The organism is Paenibacillus sp. R-74696 (assembly GCF_055814915.1).
Map to the genome: position 1 here is coordinate 544,553 of NZ_JBPULM010000045.1, position 23,394 is coordinate 567,946.

Below are 23,394 nucleotides of genomic sequence, written 5' to 3' on the forward strand. Positions count from 1 at the left end.
TCCCCGAAACCAAACATGCGTTCCCTCGTATTATATAGAAAAGACGCCCATTCAACGGTTGCCTCCGTTAATGAGCGCCTTATCATAAGAGCCGAAGCTATCACGTTTGCCGCCGTCAAAGCTTCGCGAACAATCGATGAGCCGCCGAGTAGCCGAAATAGTTGCCGCTATTCCACCTAAACTACGGCGGCGGTAAAACAAGGCCCGCATAGCGATCCGGTTTCAGCCGGTACGGACTTTAGAACAGCGGATACGTTGCCGCGTATCCTTACCCGAGCAGTTAGCGCTACTCAGACGGTAAAGCGACCTGGATGGGCGGTTAAATTTACGGAATCATCAGAAACGACGATCCGCGACCATTGCGCTAATTAAAAGCGCTAGGTTTCGGCTCCTGTCGTTGGAGCCTCGTCAGGCGGTAACGGTATCCAATTGAGATCGATACCGATTTCTAATAGTACGGTTACCACGAACTCGAACGCGTCCATGCTGCGGAGCGCGGCGTACATAGCGGTTATAAGCGATTCAGCGTCACCACTTGCTTCCTCCGTCAAGATAATGCCCACGTCGCTGACGTACGTTTCGTATAAACGGCCTGGTACGGGGATAACGCGATCGAGCCAGAGGTTGCCGTCAGAAACGTACATTGCAATCGAAGGCGAAACGAGATAGGCGCGCTCTATTTTGACGGAACCTCCTTCGCTATACGGACCGTTAATTACGGTGATAGGCTTCATAGACCGGCCCTCTCTTTCATCGGAACACCTTCAGATAACGGCGCTCGCCTTCGTGCATAACGAATAGGCCACTATCGTCCATAAAGCGTCGCTTTCCCTTCAGCCAATACGCAGGACCGTGATAGATAGCGCGAATACTATAGCGGTTTGTCATTACGGAAAGCACCTCCGGATAATCGCGAAAGCAATTTCAGCCGCGAGTTCGGCAATAATACGGATTACAAGACGCGTTTTTCTGCGTCGAACTGGCGTCGGTATTTCGTTGATATTCGGATAAGCAAGAATCATATTGCGACGCCTCCTTTCTGCGGAATAAGGCCGAGTTGGCGAAGCTGCGCGTCGGTTACGCGAACAGTACCGATCGTTTTAGGCTTCGATATGCCGGTGATGCGGAAAAAGTAAGCGGGCTGGGACAAGAACGATAGCGGAGATGGGCGGTCAAGAATGGAAGCAAAGATAAGCCCGTCGGTGCGGAGTACGAAGCGAATACGGTGCGTAGCGTTCAGTTGTTTAGACATACGGATGAAACCTCCTAATTTTAACGTTAATTGTTTATCGTCTATTGATTAACGAAAGTATATAACGCCTAATGATAAACGTCAACAAGTATTTTTCAAACGATTAACAATACGGTATAATCAATAGCATGAGGTGGTCATATTGGCGATAAAAATTAAGTTAGAAGAAACACTCAATATACATAACATTACAAAAAATGCTCTAGCCCGCGAGGCTAAAGTTCGCCCAAATTTCATTTATGAGATGTGCGAAGGAAAAACGAAAAGAATCGACCTAGATACTTTAAGTAAAATTATTGAAACACTAACACAAATGACAGGTACCGAACACACACTTCAAGACGTGCTGGAGTACTACAACAAAACCGCTAACCCATAGAATACGGGAGCGGTTTATTTATTTATTTATTTGGGGAGGAATTGATAAATGGAGTACAATAAAGCGATTTTAGATTTTTATACAGACTTCTACAAAGACGCTGACAAAGCGAGAGATTTAATGGATAGATGTTATAAATTCACTGTCGATTACACGATTGACACGGATGAAAATCTAACAGAATTAGCACCTAGAAGAGTAGTAAATAATATCTCTAGGTTGATGTCATATTCCGATAAACTTCTCTCAACAGGCAGTCATAATGTTCACGTTTTCTTTTGGATAACTTGTATAGAGTCCGTCTGTTATATTCCTAGTGAAAGTAGCGGGGATAAAAAGCACAGAATTATTAAAAGGTTCTTTAAAGAAAACGTACTAGCAGACGACCAAAAGTTTCTCATAGAGAACATTAAACCCACCCTTGAAATAAAGAATTTCAATATGGAGGATATTGCTTCGGTATTCTACTCTTTGAGAAATAGCTTTACCCATGAAGGAGACATCTATTTCTACTTTCCACTTGAGTCCTCGGACAGTTTTACTATCCAGAACATTTCCAAAGGTAACTCCATCATGATCCGCGCTACATATACTGAGATTAGATCTATTTTTATGCGAGCCTACTTGAACTACTTAGAGAGGCTAATTTGTTTAGCAGAGAATGCTACCTAAATATGTTCATAATGATTGTAAAATATATTAATACCGCAGCCGCTCACTAAAATGGGCGGTTTTTTGCTGTTTTTAAACTGCGTCAATTTGCGCCAGGGTCGCGTTGAAGCTTCGTTATAAATACGCGCATTCCTCGTTAACACAGTAACGCGTTAAAGTATTGCGATGATTTGCCGATATATACAGAGAGGACAGTATATGAGGAGGCGGTTAAATGGGAGAGTTATCGTTTGAAGACGCTGTTCGATTGTTCCTACGTGATAGAAAGTACGCCAATTTAAGCAAGCATACGTTGGAGTTCTATTATCGTGAGTTTCTGAAGCTGCGCAATACTTTAGAGATACAACAATTATCGACCGATCCAGCCGCGATAACGTACCGTGTTCTGAAGGAGAACGTTATCTTTTACCTCATGGAAGAAGAAGAGTTAAAGCCGACAACAATTAACTGCCTACTACGTGCCGCCCGCGCTTTGTTTAACTATCTCGTAAAGGAAGAGCTTTTGCCGGAAAGCCCATTCAAAAAAATATCGTTGGTTAAGGTTAAGCGTACCGTCGTTAACACTTTTACGAACCAGCAGCTCTTCGCCCTTCTCGGCCAGCCAAAGCTAAATACGTTCAGCGGCGTACGTGATTACACTATGATCTTACTTCTCCTAGAAACGGGCATACGCGTACGTGAATTATGCGAAATTACACTCGATGACATCGATTGGAGCGTCATGTCTATTAAGATTAACGGTAAAGGTGCCCGCGAGCGCTTCGTCTACTTCCAGGATAAAATGCGCCAGCAGTTAATCACGTACATTCATCGGCGCGGCGACGTTCCTCACCGTACCCTTTTCATTAAGCGCGGAAATCAGAGGCCTATCGATCGGCGCGCCGTCCACGAACAAATACAAACACACGGTAAAACAGCGGGGATTGTAAACGTTCGCTGCTCGCCCCACACAATGCGGCATACGTTCGCCAGACTCAGCGTACAAAATAAAGCGAATTTATTTGCGCTGCAATCTATCCTCGGTCACAGTACGATGGACCAAGTATTGACGTACGTTAATCTGTTCAGCAGCGAAGTACGAGACGCGCATAAGTCCTTTTCACCGGTGGAGAATATTAAAATAGGCGAGGTAACTTAGATGACTACTAACGGGGATATCTCGGAAACTACGGCTTATAGCTTAGACGACGCGTTCATCATTTTTTATAACGCAAAACAAGCGGAGGCATTACGTGGTCAGACATTAAAAAATTACCGGAGCCACTGGGCGTACTTTCGCGAATGGCTACGGAGTGAACATGCCGATATACAGTACATTAACGAAATAACTTCCGTTTTACTGCGCCAGTACATCAACTATATGCACAATAAGACTAAGTTTAGCGACATACCGCATAGGATCGTAAAGGGAAGTAAAATTTCCACGCACACCGTTATTTCGCGGATACAAACGATGAAAACGATGTTTATTTTCTGGACGAATGAACGCATGATTAAAGTTAATCCGGTCAAAACGATCAAAAAACCGCGCGTCGACGTAGACGAACGGCAGACCTTTACGGATGACGATGTGCGGAAGCTTCTCGCAGCTCCGGATATTACAACTCACGCAGGATTCCGCGATCGTACTGTAATGCTGCTTCTAGTGGACGGTGGATTCCGTATTAATGAGGCCTTGCAAATAAACACTGATTTGATCGATCACGAAACCTGCTCCATATACCTACCGGCATCTATGAATAAGAACCGTAAGAGTCGCCGTGTCCCTATATCAACGGAGTCACTAGCAGAGATTGACAAGCTTATCGAAACAAATCGCGAACACTACGATTCAGATTATCTTTTTATAGCAAAAAACGGCCTCCCCCTTAAGATAGATCATTTTCGTAAAAGACTACGCGAACATACCGCCAAGGCCGGCGTTGATCCTAAACTATCGCGCCCGCACCAATTCCGCAGTTACTTCTGTACGATGTATCTACTTAACGGCGGTGACATAATGACGCTTCAGCGTATAGTCGCGCATGCTGATATTGAGACAACCCGAAGTTATTCGCGAGCCGACGAAGAACATATACGTAAGCAGCACGCAAAATTCTCGCCACTTACGCGGCTCAGGTAAACGAAAAAAGGCGCTTACGTACGCCCAAGCGGATTAAGTCCGTAGGGTTTACGTAAGCGCCTTATATGTCTCGTCACTGCGGTTCCTGTCCGCTAGCCACACGCAGCACATTCGCCAGCCTATTCGCTTCCTCCTTGCGCGGCTCGTCTTTCACAGTAGTTTACGGATAATTGCCTAGCGCCTGTATCGACGAAAACACTCCGTCTTTATCCGCTTTAAGTATGACTAAAAACGTACCAGGCTCGGAATCACCGAAACTATCCGTTTCGTATTGTGCGGCTAACATCTCGCTCTTATAAACTACGTATGTGTACGTAATTCCGTCATCGGTTTTATCGCTCCTGGATACCTCTACCGCGTCTGCTGGCGACATGGTTAATGATTCCGCCAAAGCGTCCTCTAATGGAATTCTGTCGAATACAATCGTAAGGTTCACGCAAGTATAATCGTAGCCTAGGCAGAATATCCGACCGTCATCGTATGTCCATGTAACTCCTTCTCCATCGTCATGTCCGCGTTCTCCGAACTCCTTATCGAAACTTGCCGCTTCAGCTCCGAGTACCGCTGGTCCAATTTCAGGCGTTGGGCTTGGACTAGGTGAAGGCGTAGGTTCTACGCTTGGTTCCAATGATGGACTAGAAGACGAAAACATGATCGACTGATTTTCGGGACTAGGCGACGCCTCTTCTATATTCTCGTTTTTTGCGCAGCCGAAAAGTATAACGGTAATAACTAATAATACAGCTAATAAAATGTAATTCTTACTCAAAACACAACCCCCTACGTTTTCCTTTATATGTAATACGTATATTATCGCAAGAAGTGTCGAATTTTACAATGAAAATCAACGCAAAGAAGCCGCAATCGCCCGAAGGAAATTGCGGTAACAATCCGTATCCTATAGATTCTCTAGCGGCGAATGCCGATCGTGCTTTTCGGAGATATCCGTACCGAAAAGATTTACGTACATTCGGACGATATCCAACGACGTGTGTCCGAGTATTTTCTGTAAGCTAAACGCGTCACCACCGTTCATAATGTACATTTTCGCAAAAGTGTGCCTGAACGTATGCGGCGATACCCGCACGCCTTTAATCCGCGCATCCTGGCCGTAGAGTTTAATCGCTTGTTGAATGCCGCGAACTTTGAACGTGTTGTTATCGACATTTACGAATAACGAGTCACAATCCAGCACGCCGCGAACCTCGCTGTAATTACGAAGCGCCTTTTCTAACGCGCGCGATATCGGAACGAGCCGCTCTTTACGCCCTTTTCCGTAAACCTTAACCGTACGATCACTCCAATTAACGTGATGAAGGCTGATACCTTCAAGCTCCGATATGCGTATACCCGTATCTAGCAGCGTTAGCATAATCGTATAGTCGCGGAGACCTGTAAACGTAGAACGATTAGGCGCGTTCAGTAACGACTTCATTTGCGCGTTTGAGAACGTTTCTATGATGCTGCGTTCAGATTTCGCCTTGCCTAATCCTACGAAGGGATTACTTTCGACGAAGCTTTCGGAATGCATCCAATTAAAGAAGGCGCGCCAACTTCGAGTAAGTTTATCCATCGTCGCATCGGCGGGCGTCTCCGCCTTACCGCGTTTAATAGGCGTGCTTCGCTTCGTTTCTAGCGCGATCATAATCGTATCCTTCACGATATCTATCGGTCTCTCAACGTTTTGCTTTTGGAGCTGCCGCGTTAATTCTAATAGAGTATCGCGGTAAAAATTGAGCGTATCTTGCGTGAGGTTCCGAATGCGGCAGTAACGGATAAATGACGTGATAGCTGCGTCTAAATCGAGGGATTCCGCAGGGTATTGAATCGGAGATTTACCGCCGCCAGCCGACGCTAGATTAACGCGACGACTGCGGCCTTTCTTACTATTTTCGGACATATAAAAAACGCCTCCACTTCGCAAAATTCGTTAATGAAACGAATATTACGAAGAGCAGGCGCACAGGTCTACGTGAATGTAGCATCGCAGTATTCGTGCAGGATGCGTACAGACACCGTAAAGCCACCGTGATTTAAAGCGGTATGCCGAGGACCGGGATCGAACCGGTACGGTAGTCACCTACCGCAGGATTTTAAGTCCTGTGCGTCTGCCAATTCCGCCACCCCGGCATAATAGATTGAGGTGTACAATGGTGGGCCCTGAGGGACTCGAACCCCCGACCAATCGGTTATGAGCCGACCGCTCTAACCAACTGAGCTAAGGGCCCTCATAAAACGTCTAGTAAGACGATTTAATAGAAAGCGGCTGTATATTCCATTCGTACAACGCATCAATTTGAAATGGCGACATGAATTAATATACAATATATGAGATAGTGAAGTCAAGCATTTTTCTTCATTTTTTTAATCTTTTGAATTAAATCAAAAATCTCACGCCGTAACGTCCCCGCTTGGAGCGAAAAACCTCGACCTCCTGCGGACATTCGTAGCCGTAGATCCACCAGTCATTTTCCATTCTCCGTACCAGGCAGCCTGCCTGAAATTTTGTCTCATATAATCGAACCCAATAGATCCACCTCATTGGTATCCCTCCTCACTCCTTAGAATACCCAATAAAGGCCAAATACAATAATGCATCGACTTTTACACCTTCAAAAACAAACGTCCCGTACAAAGCCATTTCAGGCCTCATACGGGACGTTCTTTTTTAGCGTGCTACTGGTACTTCTGTTGCTGTTGTTCCTTCTTCCTCTACTTGCGTGCCGGCATCATCCGTGCTGCCACTCTCAGCCGCCTTGGAGGAATCTGTCTTAGCCGGCTGTTTTTTAATCTTCTCAAGTATAGCATTGCCCTTCGTTTCCCACTCAGCGAGCGCTTCCTTCGAAGTGATATCGCCTTTAATGACCTTCTGGAACAATTCATAAGAAGCATTTTGCGCTTCCCAAATGCCCGGCTTGTCGCGGTACAGCTGCTCGGTATCCACGCTTTGCGGCGGAATCGGTTTAAGGGAAGTAAACGCATCAATGTTGTAATTCATGCCGTTTTTAGGCTTCAGGTACTCCTTGCGCGCTACAAGCTCATACGTGCTGCGGGATTTCATTTCCGCCCATTCCTTGCTGTTTGTAAATTGAATGAATTTCCAAGCATCCTCGGAGTTCTGAGCGTTGTTATTAATCCCCATCAGCTGGCTAAAGGAAATAGCACCGCCAATGCCTGGTGCTTCCTCATGGGTCGGATAAGTGACGACATCCCAATCGAATGCTTCAAAGTCTTTAATTTTGGATGCATTGTTCATCGTATTGTTCAGCTCATTGACATAATAGAAGTCCGAAATCGTCATGGCAACTTTGCCACTAGCAAACAAATCGCCTTGCGTTGGGTTATAAACGTAGTTGCCATCGGCAGCTTCTTTATTTGACGCTTCATTGATTTTATTAATATCCTCTTGGTCCGGCACAACATCTTCTCTGTACAAGCCAGAGACCGTATTCCATACATTTTCCCATTGCGGCGTGTTGACCAGCATTTTCTCGCCTTTATCATCCCACATTTTCAGTTGAAGCGCCGAGCTGTAGGTTTGGATATCGGAGTTGAAATCGCCGCCGTTCCAACGGCTGAAGGTCATGCCATATTTACGGTCAGCGCCCTCTCCCTTGCTCACAAGACGAGCTTTGTCCATAACGTCCTTCCAGGTCATATTGTCAGTAGGAGGCTCTACGCCATTTTCTTCAAACAGCTTTTTATTGTAAAAAAGAGCCGATGAGCTGAACGTTGGCGTCAGCGCATAAATGTTGTTGTCGCCTGCAGATTTAATGCCATCAATGACAGTCGGCACATAATCAGTCAAATCGAATTTGCTTTGGCTGATCAATGGATCAAGCTGCTTCAGCAAATTATCCTGCACCAAGCGGCGCAGCATGCTGTAATCCAATACCACAACATCGACAGGATTATCGCCTGTCAGCATATCTTTCATTTTCGCATACGGATCTGGCTGATCGATATTGCCATTCTCGTCTGGAGTCTGGTAGCGCATATCCGAGTAGTCAATCGCGCTTACGATTTCAAAATCGATCTCTGGGTTCATCATTTCATACGTATCGGTATATTGCGAACGGAAATACGGTTCATTATCTGCTCCGCCATATAGTACACCAATACGAAGTACATGCTTCTCTGCTGTACTTTGGGCACCGCCGCTGCAAGCTGCCAAAATCGATGTCGCCACCATCAGTGTCGCAGGGACAACAACCCACTTTTTAATCATTTTTCTATTAGACAACCGTTTCTCCATCCTATATTACCCCCCTAATGATTTAGGCGGCGAAATGACGATTCGCTCACCATCAAACTCCATTGTCGCTTTATCTGTTATGCCTAGTGCGGTTAAATATTCCTTCGGCACCTGGAGTCTTCCCACCCGGTCTACGACGACATAAGCTTCATGCACAGCCTGAAGTCCTTTGCCTGAATGCTCTTCCTCACCCCCAACCGTATTCATATTGGGATTGCGCTTAATGAACTCGGTACTCGTCAAGCCGTCGCGAATCGCAACGACACGGTCCACTTTTCCCGCGAGTGAAAGATCATGGGTAACAATGACAATCGTAATGCCAATTTCCCGGTTCAGCTTGCGAAAAATATTCATAATCAGATCCGACGTTGCGGTATCTACCGATCCCGTCGGCTCATCCGCCAGCAGCAGCTGCGGACGATTGCACAAGGAAATGGCAATCGCGACCCGCTGCTGCTCCCCGCCGGATAATTGATGGAGCTTGTTGTTCATTCGCTCCTTGAGCCCTACCCATTCCAGCAGCTGCTTGGCATAGGCCCGGTCGACCTTGCCCGAAAGCATCATTGGCATTTCGACATTTTCCAGCGCCGTTAAATACGGCAGCAGGTTGCGGGCATTATTTTGCCAGATAAAACCGACCGTTTCCCGCTTGTATTTCACGAGATCGTCCGGGTTGATTTTCAGCAAATCCCACGGTCCCACTCTGACTTGGCCCGCAGACGGGTGATCGAGGCCGCCCAAAATATTGAGCAGCGTCGACTTCCCACTTCCGCTGTTCCCGATAATCGCCATTAGCTCGCCTGGGTTTACTTTAAGATTAAGACCTTGCAGAGCGACAACCTCGAGATCGTCCGTTTTGTAAATTTTGACTAAGCCTTCGCAATCGATCATAGCTGTTAGCGCTCCTCTCCCATTTTAACCGCCTGATGCACTCGCAGCCTGCGAATATGCAGGAAGAGCAGCAGCGCTCCAGTAATCATCATGAAAGCGACGACGATAAACAGCTGATTCGTATCCTTCGCTTCGAAGACGACGCGGAACGGCGGCACCGTTTCTGTCGCATTTTCCGCCGTCTGCAGGAATGGCAGGAACAGTATACTCGTCAGCTTGCCGATCATAACGCCTAGACCGATGGAAAGTCCCGCTGTAAACAGCTGCTCCAGCATGAGCATGCCCGTAAGCTGCCTGCGTGACAGCCCCATCGCCCGCAGTACGCCAAATTGCACGACCCGTCCTGAAAGATTAAAGAACCAATACAGCACGTACCCTGTCAATGTAACGATGACGGATACGAGGAAGCCGAGACTGAGAATTCCGAATACGCCGCCTCGAGTCGGAAGCTTGGACTGGATAATCAGTTCATTGCGTACATCCTTGACGGTAGCGACATCAATGCCCTGCTTCTGCAGCTCTTCCAAAATCGGCGCAACCTTGGCGCCATCCTTCATTTTGAGCCAAACCTCATAAGGCATAATCGGAAGCTGATCGTAAATGTAATCGAGATTCGTAATGACGAACGGCGATTGATCCGGATATTGCGTCGGCCAATAAGGCAGGATGCCTACAACCACAAAATCCAGCTTGCCTTCGGTAAAGCCAACCGACATGGTATCTCCCGGCTTAAGCTGATATTTCTCCGCTACTCCAGTTGGAATAAGCGCCGCTTGCTCATACATCCCTAAGTAGTTCAAATACGTAAACGGATGTGTGGGGAACAAGTCATTGCGGAACCAAGCTACCTTGGAGAAATCGACATTGTCGATGCCCATCACCGTGCCCTGACCAATGGAGCGTCCCGATACGACGATATTCCCTTTCGTTTGCAGCACGCGTGCTGCAGCTTCAACGCCTTCCATTTTGCGGAACAGCTCAAACGGCGGTTCACTGTACAAAATGCGCGTAGGCACAGGCTGCTGCGCACCGCCTCCACCGCCGCCGGACCCTCCGCCAGCTCCACCACCAGAGCCGCCGCCTGACGACCCGCCACCGCCGGAGCCATTTCCACCGCTGCCGCCATTGCCGCCGCCGTTTCCATTGTTTCCTCCGGTATATTTGACTTCTGGCGTACCATCCCACACCGTTTGAATGACGACATCCGAGCCGAATTTATACAGCGTACGCTCCGTCGAGTTCAAATCAATCGTACGGGCAGCAGATGCATTATATACACCGAGCCCAAGTGTCAGTACGAGCAAAATCATCAAAGGGTAATAGCCTTTGGAAGAACGCGATAGCTGGGTAAGTGTTAAATAAAGCGGAACAGGCAAAAACTTACGGCCCAGCCAGTTAAACACCTTGAGCAGCCACGGGAACAACCGCAGGAAAAACAATCCCATTGCGAAAATCGATAAAGCCGGCACGAAAAACAGAAACGGCTGCACATTAAGCTGATCCGTCGTAAGTCCCGTCTGGAAGGTCAGCATTTGGCGCTGATTGAACATGTACCAGCCATATCCCGCTGCGCCAAGCAGCAAAACATCGATAAACCAGCGCTGCCAAAACGGACTGCGGTCCGAACGGGCTAGATCTCTCTTGTAGCTTACAATCGACGATCTGGCATAAATAATCGCCGGAATAATGGTCGAGAGCAGCGCCAGCACAACGGCAGCCACGCCAGCAATCATCGCCTCTGTCGAGAAGCCGACAGGGATGGACGTCCGATTGACGAAGGACAGGAAGCCATTGGCTGAACCGATGCTTTTCGCCATAAACCAGCCGAGGAACGGACCGCATACTAAAGCGATCGCCCCAAGCAGCAAGCCCTCCAGCAAATAAATCCAAATGATTTGCCTCGTTCCAGCGCCGCGGCTGCGGAGTACCGCAATGTCGCTTCGCTGCTTATCAAGGGACTGCCGGGCATTCATCGCGATAAAATAAAACACCATTGCAAGCATTGGAGCTGCGAGCGTGAACAGCAGCGTCTGAAGCTGCAAGCTCTGCCGCTTAAATTCAATGAGCGTATCGGCAAATGAAATTTCCACCTTCGTGTCCGTCAAACGCTGATAAAGCTCAATATTTAAGCGATCCAGCGTTCTTCCCAGCGGCGAAAGCTGACTCGTCTGCACTTGAGACAAATCGAAGGCATAATACCAGCTTGCATTGTTAAGTGGAATTTTTTGCTGCTCCAGCAGCGTCTTCAAAAAGACATTTTCGTGAATCTGGAGCGTATTCATCAGTCCTTCAAGCCCTTGATACCAATAAGGATCGGTGTCATTCAGCGGCTTGACAGCTCCGACGATTTTGACGCGCAGCGTTAAATTCAGTCCGCTATAAATCGGGTATTCGAATACATCCCCAATATGAACATCATTGCGGTACATCGCTTCTTCAAGCATGACCGCTTCCATCACGCCGTCTTTATCGACCTTGTCGGTAAACCAGCGTCCTTGCATCATTTCGGTTTTGCCTTCCAGCTCTGTCATGGACATGAGTGTCATCTGACGAGTACGGCTCGCATCCACCTTGGTCGGGTCTTCTGGCACGACATCGGCGCCGCGGAGCGACAAGCTGCGAACAAAGTTCTGATGAGCAAACCCGATTTCATTCGGTACATCTTCTTTAATGTATCGGTCGACTTCAGTCAAAGCTGAAAGATCGGTTGTCTGGCCACCTGGCGACTGATACCGCATCAGCAGCGAGCCTGCCGGCAAGCCGGTGCTCTTCTCTTTGAGCGAAGCCGCGACTACGCGCTTGAGTGCCCCATCCGCATACATCGGGATGCTGGTTGCAAAAGCAACCGCAATCGTCAGACCTGCCAAGGCGCTAAACGTCAGCCAACGGGTGTTCCACATTTTGCGGAACAAAAATCGCAGTAGAGGTATTCCCATCGGCTATCGACCTACAACTTTCTGTCCCGGCTCCAAGCCTTTCAAAATCTCAATTTGTGTCGCCGTTTGCTGTCCAACCTCAACGTCCACTTCACGCTTGCCGTCCGCATCAATGACTTGAACGTAAGTACGCGATCCAATAGAACGCAGGGTAGATGGCGGGATTACAATGACATTTTCCTTGCGCTTCGTAATAATGCTGATCGAAAGCGGAGTACCGCGAGTTAAGTTTTTAGGCATATTTTTAATGTCCACCTGCATAAAATCTTCCGGCTTCTCTTTATCCGTATTATTTCCGGTGCCGCCGCCATTGCCGCCTCCGCCGTTGTTGCCGCCAGTGGAATCGTCATTGGTCATCGGCATCATTTTCACCGTGCCCTTGAACTGGCCAGCATTGCTGATTTCAGCTACAATCGGCATGCCGACGACGATTTTGGCCCGTTCATCCTTCGTCAGCTTCGCTGCCGGAATAAGCGTCGTTGTATCGGCAATGACCGCAATTGTGCTGTATGCTTTAATCGCTGCGCCCTTCTCGACATTCAGCGAAACAACCGTTCCGCTAATCGGCGCTGTCAGCGTAGCTTTCGCAATATCAGCCTCCTGATCGACCAGTGCCTGCTTCTTCTCTTCAAATAAAATCGATCTTTCCTCGAATTCTATCGGGTCCATCTCATCGCGCGTTCTCAGCGCTTCCTTCATCGCTGTCTCTTCCTTGCGGAAGGCCAGCTTATCCATACGCAGCGTCTTGGCGAGGGCATCGACATCAAGCTGGCCAATTACTTGGCCCGCGGACACTTTATCGCCGACCTTAATGTTCAGCTCTTTCAGGTTTTTACCGTCAAGGGTGAAAAAGACAGGCTCCTCGCGGGATGAAATCAGCTTGCCGATTACATTAACCTTCGTCTCCAGCGTAGCTGTCGTTACCTCATACTCTGGTTTCTTGGAAATTTGAGGTGGTGCAATGGAAGGCAAAACTTCCTCTTCATCTTCAGCGGGCAGCAAGGAGCAGCCGCTAGTTATTAACATGATTGCAGCAAGACTTAATATTGCGGGACGTTTAAATAAATTTCCCGTCAACCATTTCATAGACATGGTCGGCAACCTCCATAATAGTAGGATCATGTGTCGTCATACAGATCGTGACTTGTTCCGTGCGAATAATGGTTTTAAAAACATTCATAATTTGAGCGGACATGTTTGAATCCAGCTCTGCGGTCGGCTCATCCGCCAGCAGCAGTATTGGCTTATGCGCAATCGCCTTCGCAATAGCTACGCGCTGCTGCTCGCCGCCTGACAGCTCGAAGGGACGATGGTTCATCCTTTTCTCCAGGCCAACCAGCTCCAGGCAGTGGTCCACCCGTTCCTTCCACGTTCCACGCGGAACGCCAGCCATCCTCAGCGACAGCTCGACATTCTCCTTCGCAGACAGCAGCGGCATCAACGCAAACGCTTGGAAGATAAAGCCCATTTCCTTGCGCCTGACAAGTGTACGCTTGTCATCGCTCAGCTTATGAAAGGGCCTGCCGTTGAACCAGATTTCGCCTTCAGTTGGCGTATCTAGTCCGCCCAGACAGTTCAGCAGCGTAGTCTTGCCCGAGCCGGAACGGCCGCGAAGCATAACGAGCTGATTTTGCCTAAGCTCCATATTAATGCCTTTGAGCACGCGCAGCGGCGCACCGCCAGCCTGAAATACCCGTTCAACATTCAAAACGGAAAGCAGTGTTTCATTATGTACTTCTTTCTCTAGCTTCAGATCCTGCTTTTCTTCCTTCACTAGATCGGACTCATGCACCGGTTGCTCATCCTTTTTTTTCTTGCTAAATAACATAGCTGATTTCTATACCTCCTCTTAAGCAGAGCGCCCTAGGATGACAATCAGGCTGCTCAATTAAAAAACCTTCATAATTCTCATCTTAACGTGTTAGACGAACGATTACAGCAAAAAGTTACAACAAAATCCGACGATTATAAAATTTTTACAAAAGCTTGAATAATTAAAAAAACTCCAGCCCTTCCGGATGGGAAAGACTGGAGCACTGCTTGCTCTATTTACCAAACGATTGCGGATCTTCGCGCCATGCTTGAAGTTTCAGCATATCATCGCTTTGCACCTTGCCAAGCTCTACAGCTGCTTCAATAAGTTCGGAATAATTGGACAACGTTTCAAGCGGCATATTCGCCTCGGCAAATGCCGAAGTCGCCTGCTCGAACTGGTAGGTGAAAATCGCCAGTACCGCCAATACCTCGGCCCCTGCTTCGCGAACGGCAAGCCCTGCTTTAAGCGAGCTGCCTCCTGTTGAAATCAAATCTTCAATGACGACAACCTTTTGCCCAGGCTCTATGCGGCCTTCAATTTGGTTCTGCTTGCCATGGCCCTTCGCTTTATCACGAATATAAGCCATCGGCAGCCCAAGCTTATGCGCTACCCAAGCCGCGTGGGGAATACCAGCTGTCGAGGTGCCTGCGATGACTTCCACATCCGGATAACGCTCGCGGATGACAGCAGCGAAGCCATCAGCAACGAGCTCGCGAATAGCCGGGTAAGACATCGTTAGACGATTGTCGCAATAGATCGGCGACTTCAGTCCTGAAGTCCACGTAAATGGCTCATTTGGGCTAAGGGCTACTGCTCCGATTTCGAGCAGGCTGGCAGCAATTGTTTTAGGCAACTCCGAAAGTTTAACTTGGCTCATCTTAAATCAGCTCCTCAATAATCGCTTCTAATACTGCTCTTGCATTTGCGGCAGCCGTAATCGGCCTACCGATAACCATATAATCCGTTCCTTGCTTTAACGCTTCTGCTGGTGTCATAATGCGCGATTGGTCGCCTATATCGGAACCTTTCGGGCGAATGCCTGGCGTCACCGTCTGGAAGGAAGCGCCACATGCCTGCTTGATGGCTTGCACTTCAGCAGGGGATGCCACTACGCCATTCAGACCCGCAGCGCGGGCAAGCTCTGCATAACGAAGAACAGCCTGCTCAACCGTACCAGCAATGCCAATTTGCTCATTGAGCGTCGTTTGATTGGTGCTGGTTAGCTGAGTCACTGCAATGATACTAGGCTTTGCTTGTCCCACAGCAAGCGCAGCTTCCATGCCTTCGACCGCTGCCGCAAGCATCGCGCTTCCGCCCGCAGCATGGACATTGAACATGTCGACGCCAAGCCGGGTCACGCTGCCTGAGCCGCCTTTGACCGTGTTCGGAATATCATGCATTTTCACATCAAGGAAAACTTTGTAGCCCCGCTCCTTGAGCCCCGTTATAAACGCAGGTCCTGCTGCATAAAACAGCTGCATGCCCACCTTCATATAACAAGGAATACCTTCAAGCTCATTCAATAAACGCTCGGCAGAAGCCGCATCCGCATAATCGAGCGCAACCATAATTTTTCCGGCTGCCTGTTCCCGTTCCCGTGTCAAACTCATCGTTAACCGTCCCCTTTGCCGTATTTTCAAGAAATATGCGCATTAAAAAGGCCATCCGCCGGGCCAAGCAGCCCGCAAAAGCATAGCCATTTGCGGGCCGCAGGCAATCGGCGCTGGCCGTGCTTGCTAAAACTTATTTGTGCAGCAGTGTAGGCATCGAACGTGAGGAGAAGTTGATGGTCTCCATCATCCGCAGCAAGGCGCGAACCGTATCGAGCGACGTCATACATACAACACCGTTCTCAACCGCTTCACGGCGAATACGGAAACCATCGCGCTCAGGCGTTTTGCCTTTTGTCAGCGTATTGAAGACGAATTGTGCTTTGCCTTCACGAATCAGATCAAGAATGTTCGGCGATCCTTCGCTAAGCTTGTTCACTGTCGTTACTACCATGCCCGCTTCTTCAAGCATAGCTGCCGTACCGCCAGTTGCAATGATTTTGTAGCCAATACTGTAGAAGCCACGAAGCAATTCGAGCGCTTCTTCTTTATCTTTATCCGCAACGGTGGCAATGATCGAGCCCGTTGTCGGGATTTTCATGCCTGCGCCTAGCAAACCTTTGTACAAGGCTTTCGCATATTGCACATCGCGTCCCATAACTTCACCCGTCGATTTCATCTCCGGTGTCAAGGTAGGGTCAACACGGCGCAGCTTCGCGAACGAAAAGACCGGAACTTTAACCGATACATATTCATCTTCAGGCCACAGACCGTCTTTATGGCCAAGATCAGCCAGCTTCGTGCCAAGAATCGCTTGTGTCGCAAGGTTAGCCATCTGCAAGCTCGTTACTTTGCTCAGGAATGGAACCGTACGCGACGAACGCGGATTTACTTCAATGACATATACAATTTCGTTATGAATAACGAACTGAATGTTAACCAAGCCGATTACGTTCAGCGCCTTGGATACTTTAATCGTAATGTCGACGATTTGCTCCTTCACGCTGTCAGACAACGATTGTGGCGGATACACGGCAATCGAGTCGCCGGAGTGAACGCCTGCGCGCTCAATATGCTCCATGATGCCTGGGATCAGTACAGTGTCGCCATCACAGATCGCATCAACTTCCGCTTCCATGCCAAGCATATAACGGTCGATGAGTACAGGATGCTCCGGATTGATTTTCACAGCTACTTCCATGTAGCTCAACAAATCCTCATCCGAATATACGATTTCCATCGCACGGCCGCCCAATACGTAGGAAGGACGAACGAGTACAGGATAACCAAGTTTTTGTGCCGTTTCTACTGCTTCGCCAACAGAGGTTACCGTGTTGCCTTCCGGCTGAGCCACGTTCAAGCTGCGAAGCAAAGCTTCGAACTTTTTGCGATCCTCTGCCATGTCGATGCTTTCCAGGCTGGAGCCGAGAATTTTCACGCCAGCTTTGGACAGCGGAGCTGCGAGGTTAATCGCCGTTTGGCCACCGAACTGTACGATTACGCCGATTGGCTTTTCTTGCTCAATAACGTTCATGACATCTTCAAGGAATAATGGCTCAAAGTACAGGCGGTCCGATGTGCTGAAATCGGTCGACACCGTCTCTGGATTGTTATTGATAATAACCGCTTCATAGCCAGCTTTCTGAATCGCCCATACCGCATGAACCGTCGAATAGTCAAACTCAATGCCTTGTCCGATCCGAATCGGGCCAGAGCCGAGAACAAGCACTTTCTCTTTGGTCGAAGGCGTTACTTCGTTCTCTACCTCGTATGTCGAATAGTAGTAAGGCGTGCTCGCTTCAAACTCAGCGGCGCATGTATCAACCATTTTGTATACAGGTACGATATCAAGCTCTTTACGGTAAGTGCGAATATCATGCTCATTCGTGTGGCTGCCATTCGGATTGCCTTCTTTGCGAAGCTCAGCGATCGAACGGTCGGAGAAGCCTCTGCGCTTCGCCTGGTACAGCATTTCACGGGAAAGCGTTGCTTCCTGACGGATTTTATCCTCGAATGCTACGATGCCTTCGATTTTGTCCAGGAACCACCAGTCAATGTTCGTCAGATCTTGAATTTCCTGCAAAGCATAACCACGGCGGAATGCTTCGCCTACCAGGAACATACGCTCATCATCCGGCTTTTGAAGGCGTGTGCGCAGCACATCATCGCTGAGCTCTGTCGCTTCCTTCAAGTGGATGCGATGCGTGCCAATTTCAAGGGAACGAACCGCTTTATGAATCGACTCCTCGAATGTACGGCCAATCGCCATAACCTCGCCTGTCGCTTTCATTTGCGTGCCGAGCTTGCGGTTCGCATTCACGAACTTGTCAAACGGCCAGCGCGGAATTTTCGATACGATGTAATCCAGTGTAGGCTCAAAGCAAGCATAAGTCTGGCCTGTTACTGGGTTCACGATTTCATCAAGCGTATAGCCAATTGCGATTTTAGCAGCCATTTTGGCAATCGGGTAGCCTGTCGCTTTGGAAGCCAGCGCCGAAGAGCGGCTAACGCGCGGATTAACTTCAATTACATAATATTGGAAGCTTTGTGGATCAAGCGCGAACTGTACGTTACAGCCGCCTTCGATGTTCAAAGCGCGAATGATTTTAAGCGAAGCGGAACGAAGCATTTGATACTCGCGGTCCGACAGCGTTTGGCTAGGCGCTACTACGATACTGTCACCAGTATGTACGCCAACCGGGTCGAAGTTCTCCATGTTGCAGACAACGATACAGTTGTCATTCGCATCACGCATAACTTCGTATTCCACTTCCTTCAAGCCGGCAATCGATTTTTCAATCAGACATTGGCCGATTGGGCTGTAACGAATACCGGAAGTAACCGTCTCCAGCAATTCTTCTTCATTTGCGCAAATACCGCCGCCTGTACCGCCAAGCGTGTAGGCAGGACGAACGATAATCGGGTAGCCGATTTTGTTGGCAAAAGCAACTGCGCCTTCAACTGTCGTTACGATGTCACTCTCAGGTACCGGCTGCTCCAGCTCGCGCATCAGCTCGCGGAACAAATCGCGGTCCTCAGCTTTCTCAATAGCTGTCAGCTGCGTGCCGAGAAGCTGTACATTTTCCGCTTCCAATACGCCAGCGCGAGCCAGTTCTACCGCCATGTTAAGGCCTGTTTGGCCGCCAAGCGTCGGCAGCAAGCCGTCCGGACGCTCCTGACGAATGATTTGCGATACAAATTCAAGCGTAATTGGCTCGATATATACTTTATCAGCCATGTTTGTGTCTGTCATAATCGTAGCCGGGTTGCTGTTAATCAATACAACCTCGTAGCCTTCTTCCATAAGCGCCTGGCAAGCTTGCGTGCCGGCATAGTCGAATTCAGCGGCTTGGCCGATAACAATCGGGCCGGAGCCGATCACGAGAATTTTTTTGAGTTTATTATTTTTGGGCATACTGAAGCTCCCCCTTCACTTTCAACGTTTCCGCGAGTACGGCTTGGCGACGCTTTTGCGGGTTATTTAATTTATGTGTGCGAATCATACTCAGGAATTCGTCAAACAGATAGCTGGAATCATACGGTCCTGGAGCAGCTTCCGGGTGGTATTGCACCGAAAATGCAGGATGCGTATTATGCTTCAGCCCTTCAATCGTACGGTCATTGTTGTTGATATGCGTTACAATCAGACCGGAGTTCACAATTGAATCTTCCATTACGGTGTAGCCATGATTCTGGGAAGTAATGTAGCAGCGGTTCGTTGCCAATTCCTTCACTGGATGGTTGCCGCCGCGGTGACCGAATTTAAGCTTCGTTGTGTCAGCGCCGCAAGCGAGTGCGAACAGCTGGTGTCCAAGGCAAATGCCGAAGATCGGGAACTCGCCGAGCAGCTCGGAAATCATTTTAACCGCATGTGGAACATCTTTCGGGTCCCCAGGGCCGTTGGACAGCTGAATGCCATCCGGTGCCAGGCGGCGAATTTCTTCAGCCGTCGTGTCATGAGGCACAACTACGACGTCGCAGCCGCGCTTAGTCAGCTCGCGCAAAATCCCGCTTTTTGCACCAAAGTCTACAAGCACAATGCGCTCGCCATTACCTGGGCTGGAGAATACATGCTTCGTCGATGTGCGTGCTACTTGATCCGTCATTAGCGTGGACAAGCCAAGGCGCTCTTGCAGCTCCTCAATACGCTCATTGCCTGTCGTAAGCAGACCTCTCATCGTGCCATGCTGACGCAAAATCCGCGTCAGCATGCGCGTGTCGATTTCGCTGATGCCCGGAATGCCATATTCCTTAAGCAGCTGCTCAAGCGAATATTGGGCGCGCCAGTTGCTCGGCACCGGTTCATTGCGGCGTACGACAAAGCCGTGAATATACGGGCGAATCGACTCAAAGTCATCGCGTGAAATACCATAGTTGCCGATTAGTGGATAAGTCATCGTTACGATTTGTCCACAATAGGACGGATCAGACAATACTTCCTGGTAACCCGTAATTCCTGTATTAAAAACAACCTCACCCATCGTTTGCACTTCCGCGCCGAAGGATAGTCCTGTAAACAATGTTCCATCTTCCAATAACAATCTCGCTTGCATCCGTCTCACTCCTCAGGTCTTCGTATTCCTATATGTCAATTAGCATATCCAAGTTAACGTTCTTATGCTTGCTCCGACCACACAACCGCACCATTCACAATCGTCGCTACCGGCCAGCCTTGCAGCTTCCAGCCGCCGAAAGGCGTGTTGTTGCTGCGCGAGGCAAAGGTTGCCGGATCAACTGCGCGCTCGCTATCCAAATCCACAATCGTCAGATCAGCTGGCGCACCTGCTGCCAGGCGGCCTGTCTCGAGCTTGAACACTCGTGCCGGGTCAGCTGTCATACGATCCAGCAGGAACCCAAGCGTCCATTTGCCGGTTTTAACAAACTGCGTGTAAAGCAGCGGGAAAGCTGTCTCAAAGCCGACAATTCCGAACGGCGCAAGCTGCATGCCGCGAGCTTTCTCTTCCGCGCTATGCGGCGCATGATCCGTTACGATCATGTCGATCGTGCCGTCCTCCAGCGCTTCGATGACCGCAGCTACATCGCGCGGCGTGCGCAGCGGCGGGTTCATTTTCCAATTGGCGTCAAAGCCTGGAATATCCTCGTCCGACAGCACAAGATGATGCGGGCAAACCTCAGCGGTTACGTTGACGCCGATTTGCTTGCCAAGGCGGATCAGTCTTACCGATTGCTCAGTGCTGACGTGGCAGACGTGATAATGAACGCCTGTCGCTTCAGCCAGCAAAATGTCGCGGCCGACATGAATCGCTTCCGATTCATTCGGAATGCCCTTCAGTCCGTTCTCGCTTGAGAACTTGCCTTCCGAGACGAACAATCCCTCAACGAGCGTATTGTCCTCGCAGTGCGCAATGACCGGCATGTCAAGCGACTTTGCCAGCGCCATCGCATCCTTCATCATTTGGGCGCTTTGTACGCCAACACCATCGTCGGTAAAGCCGATCGTGCCAGCCGCTTTCAGCGCTGCAAAATCCGTCAGCTCACGTCCGAGCTGATTTTTAGAAATAGCGGCGTAAGGCAGGACGCGAACGACGCCTTCCTTCGCATTTTTGTCCAAAATATATTTAATCGTTTCGGGTGTATCTGTCACCGGGCGAGTGTTCGGCATGCAGGCGATTGTTGTAAATCCGCCTTTCGCTGCTGAACGCGTCCCTGTTGCGATGTCTTCTTTATATTCAAAGCCAGGATCACGCAAATGCACGTGCATATCGATGAAGCCGGCTGATACAAGCTTGCCCTCTGCGTCAATCACTTCTGCTGAACCTGTATCTGGCCTTGTTTCGCCGCTTGCAAGCTCGGCGATTTTGCCATCCTCAATTCGAATATGCTGCTTCACTAGGCCGTTTGCTGCTGTATCCCATACGCTGCCGTTAATAATCCATAATGACATAGTTGTTCACCCTCCCGATTTCATCTAAAAGTTAGTTTAAAGCCCGTTCAATGACGGCCATTCTGACCGGAACCCCGTGCTCCATCTGCTTAAAAATCCGGGACTTGGCATGCTCGACAAGCTCATCGTCAATTTCAACATTGCGGTTGATCGGCGCCGGGTGCATAATAATCGCGTGATCCGGCATTGTCGCTGCTCGCTCCACCGTAAGTCCAAACTGCTCGCGGTAGCTTTCAGCCGAGCTCAGCATGCCGCTTTCGTGACGCTCCAGCTGTACCCGCAGCATCATCACGACATCGGATTTCAGCGCTTCCTCCATCGTTACATAACGGGCGTCAAGGTCGGACGCCTGCAAGTTCGCAGGAGCGCAAAACTTCACCGTAGCGCCCAGCTTTTGCAGCGCATATAAGTTCGAACGCGCTACGCGGCTGTGCAAAATGTCTCCGATAATCGAGACGGTCAAACCTTTAATCGCGCCAAATTGCTTGCGCATCGTATATAGATCAAGCAGCGCCTGCGTCGGATGCTCGTTGTTGCCATCGCCCGCGTTAATCAGCGGCACTTTAATTTTCGTAGCCAGTTCGGCAAGCAAGCCAATCGGCTTGAGCCTGATGATGCCGACGTCTATGCCCATCGACTCCAAGGTGCGAACGGTATCATATACCGATTCGCCCTTCTGCACACTCGATACGGCTGCCGAGAAGTTCAGCACTTCCGCCCCAAGCCGCTTCTCCGCTACCTCGAAGGAAAAGCGTGTGCGCGTGCTGTTCTCGAAAAACATATTAGCTGCAAACTTGCCCTGCAGCACGTTCTGCACTTTCGTCTCCTGCTGCTCCCAATGAGCGGCACGATCCAATATGGCGATAATTTCCTCTGCGTCAAGCTCCTTCAAACCAAGCAAACTGCGCTGTTTGAGCTGTAAAAGTGTCATTTAGGCTTGCCCCCTCTGATGAATAATTTTCACCTGGTCTAAGGAATCAATCTCGGTTAGCGTAACGGAGATTTGCTCTTGTTTGGAGGATGGCACATTTTTGCCTACAAAATCCGGCCTTATCGGCAATTCTCGATGACCGCGGTCAACCAGCACAGCAAGCTGAATGCTTTGCGGCCTGCCGCAATCCATCACCGCATCCATCGCGGCGCGAATCGTCCGGCCGGTATACAGCACATCGTCGAACAAAATAATGTTGCGGTCCTGTACGACCGACAATTCGACATCCATCTCGCCGATTATGCCTGCTTCCATCTCGGTGCGGCTGCCTAGCGCCTTGCCATCATCGCGATAGCGGGTAATATCCAGCTCCTTCACCAAAACAGGCTTGCCTTCAATTTCCTGAACGCGCTCCGCTATTCTTCGGGCTAAATAAACGCCTCTTGTCCGAATGCCGACCAGCGTACAGTTGTCGATGCCTTTGTTCTTCTCCACGATCTCGTGGGCGATGCGGGTGAGTGCGCGGCGAATGGCTGCATCATCCATAATGACCAAGTGCTCTTCTTCCACCGTTACGTTACCTCCCATCCTAGCGCAGGTTGAACTGCCAACTCTCATCAAGGCGCTTTATAAAAAAGACTCCTTGCGTATTCGCAAGGAGCCCATGATTAACCGCTGTGGATTC

The 23,394-nt window shown here is 49.2% G+C and carries 22 protein-coding genes and 2 tRNA genes; 4 read left to right on the forward strand and 20 right to left on the reverse strand.

What is annotated here, in order from left to right:
* Positions 1-377: 377 nt before the first annotated feature.
* The 3 genes from ACSR9A_RS22655 to ACSR9A_RS22665 all read right to left on the reverse strand — a co-directional run bounded on the left by ACSR9A_RS22655 (position 378) and on the right by ACSR9A_RS22665 (position 1,252).
* Positions 378-734 (reverse strand): hypothetical protein, encoded by a 357-nt coding sequence (locus tag ACSR9A_RS22655; protein WP_473759634.1) that lies wholly within the window; start codon positions 732-734, stop codon positions 378-380.
* Between the two features lie 16 nt (positions 735-750).
* Positions 751-888, reverse strand: a complete 138-nt coding sequence (locus ACSR9A_RS22660) for a hypothetical protein (RefSeq protein WP_473759636.1) — start codon at positions 886-888, stop codon at positions 751-753.
* Between the two features lie 130 nt (positions 889-1,018).
* Positions 1,019-1,252, reverse strand: coding sequence for a hypothetical protein (locus ACSR9A_RS22665; RefSeq protein ID WP_473759637.1), 234 nt, complete (start codon positions 1,250-1,252; stop codon positions 1,019-1,021).
* Positions 1,253-1,394: 142 nt separating this feature from the next.
* Here ACSR9A_RS22665 and ACSR9A_RS22670 point away from each other — a divergent pair, with 142 nt between their 5' ends.
* The 4 genes from ACSR9A_RS22670 (at position 1,395) to ACSR9A_RS22685 (ending at position 4,425) form a co-directional block, all read left to right on the forward strand.
* The gene (locus tag ACSR9A_RS22670; RefSeq protein WP_056041561.1) at positions 1,395-1,631 is read left to right on the forward strand and encodes a helix-turn-helix domain-containing protein; all 237 of its coding nucleotides are present in this window, start codon (positions 1,395-1,397) and stop codon (positions 1,629-1,631) included.
* A 48-nt stretch (positions 1,632-1,679) separates the two neighbouring features.
* Positions 1,680-2,303, forward strand: coding sequence for a hypothetical protein (locus tag ACSR9A_RS22675; RefSeq protein ID WP_473759639.1), 624 nt, complete (start codon positions 1,680-1,682; stop codon positions 2,301-2,303).
* A 214-nt stretch (positions 2,304-2,517) separates the two neighbouring features.
* A complete protein-coding gene (locus ACSR9A_RS22680) occupies positions 2,518-3,441 on the forward strand; it encodes a tyrosine-type recombinase/integrase (RefSeq protein ID WP_473759640.1) in 924 nt (307 codons plus the stop codon).
* Positions 3,442-4,425: a tyrosine-type recombinase/integrase gene (locus ACSR9A_RS22685; protein WP_473759642.1), complete on the forward strand. Its 984-nt coding sequence runs from the start codon at positions 3,442-3,444 to the stop codon at positions 4,423-4,425.
* A 160-nt stretch (positions 4,426-4,585) separates the two neighbouring features.
* Here the strand turns inward: ACSR9A_RS22685 and ACSR9A_RS22690 are convergent, their stop codons facing one another.
* From ACSR9A_RS22690 to pyrR, 17 genes are all read right to left on the reverse strand, one after another.
* On the reverse strand, positions 4,586-5,194 hold the full coding sequence (locus tag ACSR9A_RS22690; RefSeq protein ID WP_473759643.1) for a hypothetical protein: 609 nt from the start codon (positions 5,192-5,194) through the stop codon (positions 4,586-4,588).
* A 129-nt stretch (positions 5,195-5,323) separates the two neighbouring features.
* Positions 5,324-6,325 carry a tyrosine-type recombinase/integrase gene (locus tag ACSR9A_RS22695; RefSeq protein WP_473759644.1) on the reverse strand — a complete coding sequence of 334 codons (1,002 nt, stop codon included), beginning with the start codon at positions 6,323-6,325 and terminating at the stop codon, positions 5,324-5,326.
* Positions 6,326-6,469: 144 nt separating this feature from the next.
* A tRNA-Leu gene (locus ACSR9A_RS22700) sits at positions 6,470-6,555 on the reverse strand.
* A 21-nt stretch (positions 6,556-6,576) separates the two neighbouring features.
* Positions 6,577-6,653, reverse strand: a tRNA-Ile gene (locus ACSR9A_RS22705).
* Positions 6,654-6,802: 149 nt separating this feature from the next.
* Complete coding sequence (locus ACSR9A_RS22710; RefSeq protein ID WP_172455662.1) at positions 6,803-6,967, reverse strand: hypothetical protein; 165 nt, start codon at positions 6,965-6,967, stop codon at positions 6,803-6,805.
* A 126-nt stretch (positions 6,968-7,093) separates the two neighbouring features.
* Positions 7,094-8,680, reverse strand: a complete 1,587-nt coding sequence (locus ACSR9A_RS22715; protein WP_473759645.1) for an ABC transporter substrate-binding protein — start codon at positions 8,678-8,680, stop codon at positions 7,094-7,096.
* 6 nt (positions 8,681-8,686) lie between these two features.
* Positions 8,687-9,571: an ABC transporter ATP-binding protein gene (locus ACSR9A_RS22720; RefSeq protein ID WP_341282212.1), complete on the reverse strand. Its 885-nt coding sequence runs from the start codon at positions 9,569-9,571 to the stop codon at positions 8,687-8,689.
* Positions 9,572-9,576: 5 nt separating this feature from the next.
* Positions 9,577-12,507, reverse strand: a complete 2,931-nt coding sequence (locus tag ACSR9A_RS22725) for an ABC transporter permease (protein WP_473759647.1) — start codon at positions 12,505-12,507, stop codon at positions 9,577-9,579.
* Between the two features lie 3 nt (positions 12,508-12,510).
* On the reverse strand, positions 12,511-13,599 hold the full coding sequence (locus ACSR9A_RS22730; protein WP_473759648.1) for an efflux RND transporter periplasmic adaptor subunit: 1,089 nt from the start codon (positions 13,597-13,599) through the stop codon (positions 12,511-12,513).
* On the reverse strand, positions 13,565-14,335 hold the full coding sequence (locus ACSR9A_RS22735; RefSeq protein ID WP_473759650.1) for an ABC transporter ATP-binding protein: 771 nt from the start codon (positions 14,333-14,335) through the stop codon (positions 13,565-13,567). The genes ACSR9A_RS22730 and ACSR9A_RS22735 overlap by 35 nt, the downstream gene beginning before the upstream one ends.
* 217 nt (positions 14,336-14,552) lie before the next feature.
* The gene (pyrE, locus tag ACSR9A_RS22740) at positions 14,553-15,200 is read right to left on the reverse strand and encodes an orotate phosphoribosyltransferase (RefSeq protein WP_473759652.1); all 648 of its coding nucleotides are present in this window, start codon (positions 15,198-15,200) and stop codon (positions 14,553-14,555) included.
* Position 15,201: 1 nt separating this feature from the next.
* Positions 15,202-15,933, reverse strand: a complete 732-nt coding sequence (pyrF, locus tag ACSR9A_RS22745) for an orotidine-5'-phosphate decarboxylase (protein ID WP_473759653.1) — start codon at positions 15,931-15,933, stop codon at positions 15,202-15,204.
* A gap of 133 nt (positions 15,934-16,066) precedes the next feature.
* On the reverse strand, positions 16,067-19,288 hold the full coding sequence (gene carB / locus ACSR9A_RS22750) for a carbamoyl-phosphate synthase large subunit (RefSeq protein ID WP_473759655.1): 3,222 nt from the start codon (positions 19,286-19,288) through the stop codon (positions 16,067-16,069).
* Positions 19,275-20,426 carry a carbamoyl phosphate synthase small subunit gene (locus ACSR9A_RS22755; protein ID WP_473759657.1) on the reverse strand — a complete coding sequence of 384 codons (1,152 nt, stop codon included), beginning with the start codon at positions 20,424-20,426 and terminating at the stop codon, positions 19,275-19,277. Before ACSR9A_RS22755 ends, carB begins: the two co-directional genes overlap by 14 nt.
* Positions 20,427-20,488: 62 nt before the next feature.
* A complete protein-coding gene (locus tag ACSR9A_RS22760; RefSeq protein WP_473759659.1) occupies positions 20,489-21,778 on the reverse strand; it encodes a dihydroorotase in 1,290 nt (429 codons plus the stop codon).
* 31 nt (positions 21,779-21,809) lie between these two features.
* A complete protein-coding gene (locus ACSR9A_RS22765) occupies positions 21,810-22,709 on the reverse strand; it encodes an aspartate carbamoyltransferase catalytic subunit (RefSeq protein WP_046230438.1) in 900 nt (299 codons plus the stop codon).
* Entirely contained in the window at positions 22,710-23,255 is a 546-nt protein-coding gene (gene pyrR / locus ACSR9A_RS22770; RefSeq protein ID WP_231594201.1) for a bifunctional pyr operon transcriptional regulator/uracil phosphoribosyltransferase PyrR, read from the reverse strand.
* Positions 23,256-23,394 lie beyond the last annotated feature (139 nt).

Excerpts from the sequence above, each read along its gene's own strand:
- pyrF (WP_473759653.1), bottom strand. The coding sequence starts at position 15,933 with ATGAGTTTGACACGGGAACGGGAACAGGCAGCCGGAAAAATTATGGTT.
- carB (WP_473759655.1), bottom strand. The coding sequence starts at position 19,288 with ATGCCCAAAAATAATAAACTCAAAAAAATTCTCGTGATCGGCTCCGGC.
- ACSR9A_RS22735 (WP_473759650.1), bottom strand. The coding sequence starts at position 14,335 with ATGTTATTTAGCAAGAAAAAAAAGGATGAGCAACCGGTGCATGAGTCC.
- ACSR9A_RS22695 (WP_473759644.1), bottom strand. The coding sequence starts at position 6,325 with ATGTCCGAAAATAGTAAGAAAGGCCGCAGTCGTCGCGTTAATCTAGCG.
- ACSR9A_RS22655 (WP_473759634.1), bottom strand. The coding sequence starts at position 734 with ATGAAGCCTATCACCGTAATTAACGGTCCGTATAGCGAAGGAGGTTCC.
- ACSR9A_RS22660 (WP_473759636.1), bottom strand. The coding sequence starts at position 888 with ATGACAAACCGCTATAGTATTCGCGCTATCTATCACGGTCCTGCGTAT.
- ACSR9A_RS22755 (WP_473759657.1), bottom strand. The coding sequence starts at position 20,426 with ATGCAAGCGAGATTGTTATTGGAAGATGGAACATTGTTTACAGGACTA.
- ACSR9A_RS22730 (WP_473759648.1), bottom strand. The coding sequence starts at position 13,599 with ATGTCTATGAAATGGTTGACGGGAAATTTATTTAAACGTCCCGCAATA.
- pyrE (WP_473759652.1), bottom strand. The coding sequence starts at position 15,200 with ATGAGCCAAGTTAAACTTTCGGAGTTGCCTAAAACAATTGCTGCCAGC.
- ACSR9A_RS22680 (WP_473759640.1), top strand. The coding sequence starts at position 2,518 with ATGGGAGAGTTATCGTTTGAAGACGCTGTTCGATTGTTCCTACGTGAT.
- ACSR9A_RS22665 (WP_473759637.1), bottom strand. The coding sequence starts at position 1,252 with ATGTCTAAACAACTGAACGCTACGCACCGTATTCGCTTCGTACTCCGC.
- ACSR9A_RS22765 (WP_046230438.1), bottom strand. The coding sequence starts at position 22,709 with ATGACACTTTTACAGCTCAAACAGCGCAGTTTGCTTGGTTTGAAGGAG.
- ACSR9A_RS22675 (WP_473759639.1), top strand. The coding sequence starts at position 1,680 with ATGGAGTACAATAAAGCGATTTTAGATTTTTATACAGACTTCTACAAA.
- ACSR9A_RS22685 (WP_473759642.1), top strand. The coding sequence starts at position 3,442 with ATGACTACTAACGGGGATATCTCGGAAACTACGGCTTATAGCTTAGAC.
- pyrR (WP_231594201.1), bottom strand. The coding sequence starts at position 23,255 with ATGGATGATGCAGCCATTCGCCGCGCACTCACCCGCATCGCCCACGAG.
- ACSR9A_RS22715 (WP_473759645.1), bottom strand. The coding sequence starts at position 8,680 with ATGGAGAAACGGTTGTCTAATAGAAAAATGATTAAAAAGTGGGTTGTT.
- ACSR9A_RS22720 (WP_341282212.1), bottom strand. The coding sequence starts at position 9,571 with ATGATCGATTGCGAAGGCTTAGTCAAAATTTACAAAACGGACGATCTC.
- ACSR9A_RS22725 (WP_473759647.1), bottom strand. The coding sequence starts at position 12,507 with ATGGGAATACCTCTACTGCGATTTTTGTTCCGCAAAATGTGGAACACC.
- ACSR9A_RS22760 (WP_473759659.1), bottom strand. The coding sequence starts at position 21,778 with ATGTCATTATGGATTATTAACGGCAGCGTATGGGATACAGCAGCAAAC.
- ACSR9A_RS22710 (WP_172455662.1), bottom strand. The coding sequence starts at position 6,967 with ATGAGGTGGATCTATTGGGTTCGATTATATGAGACAAAATTTCAGGCA.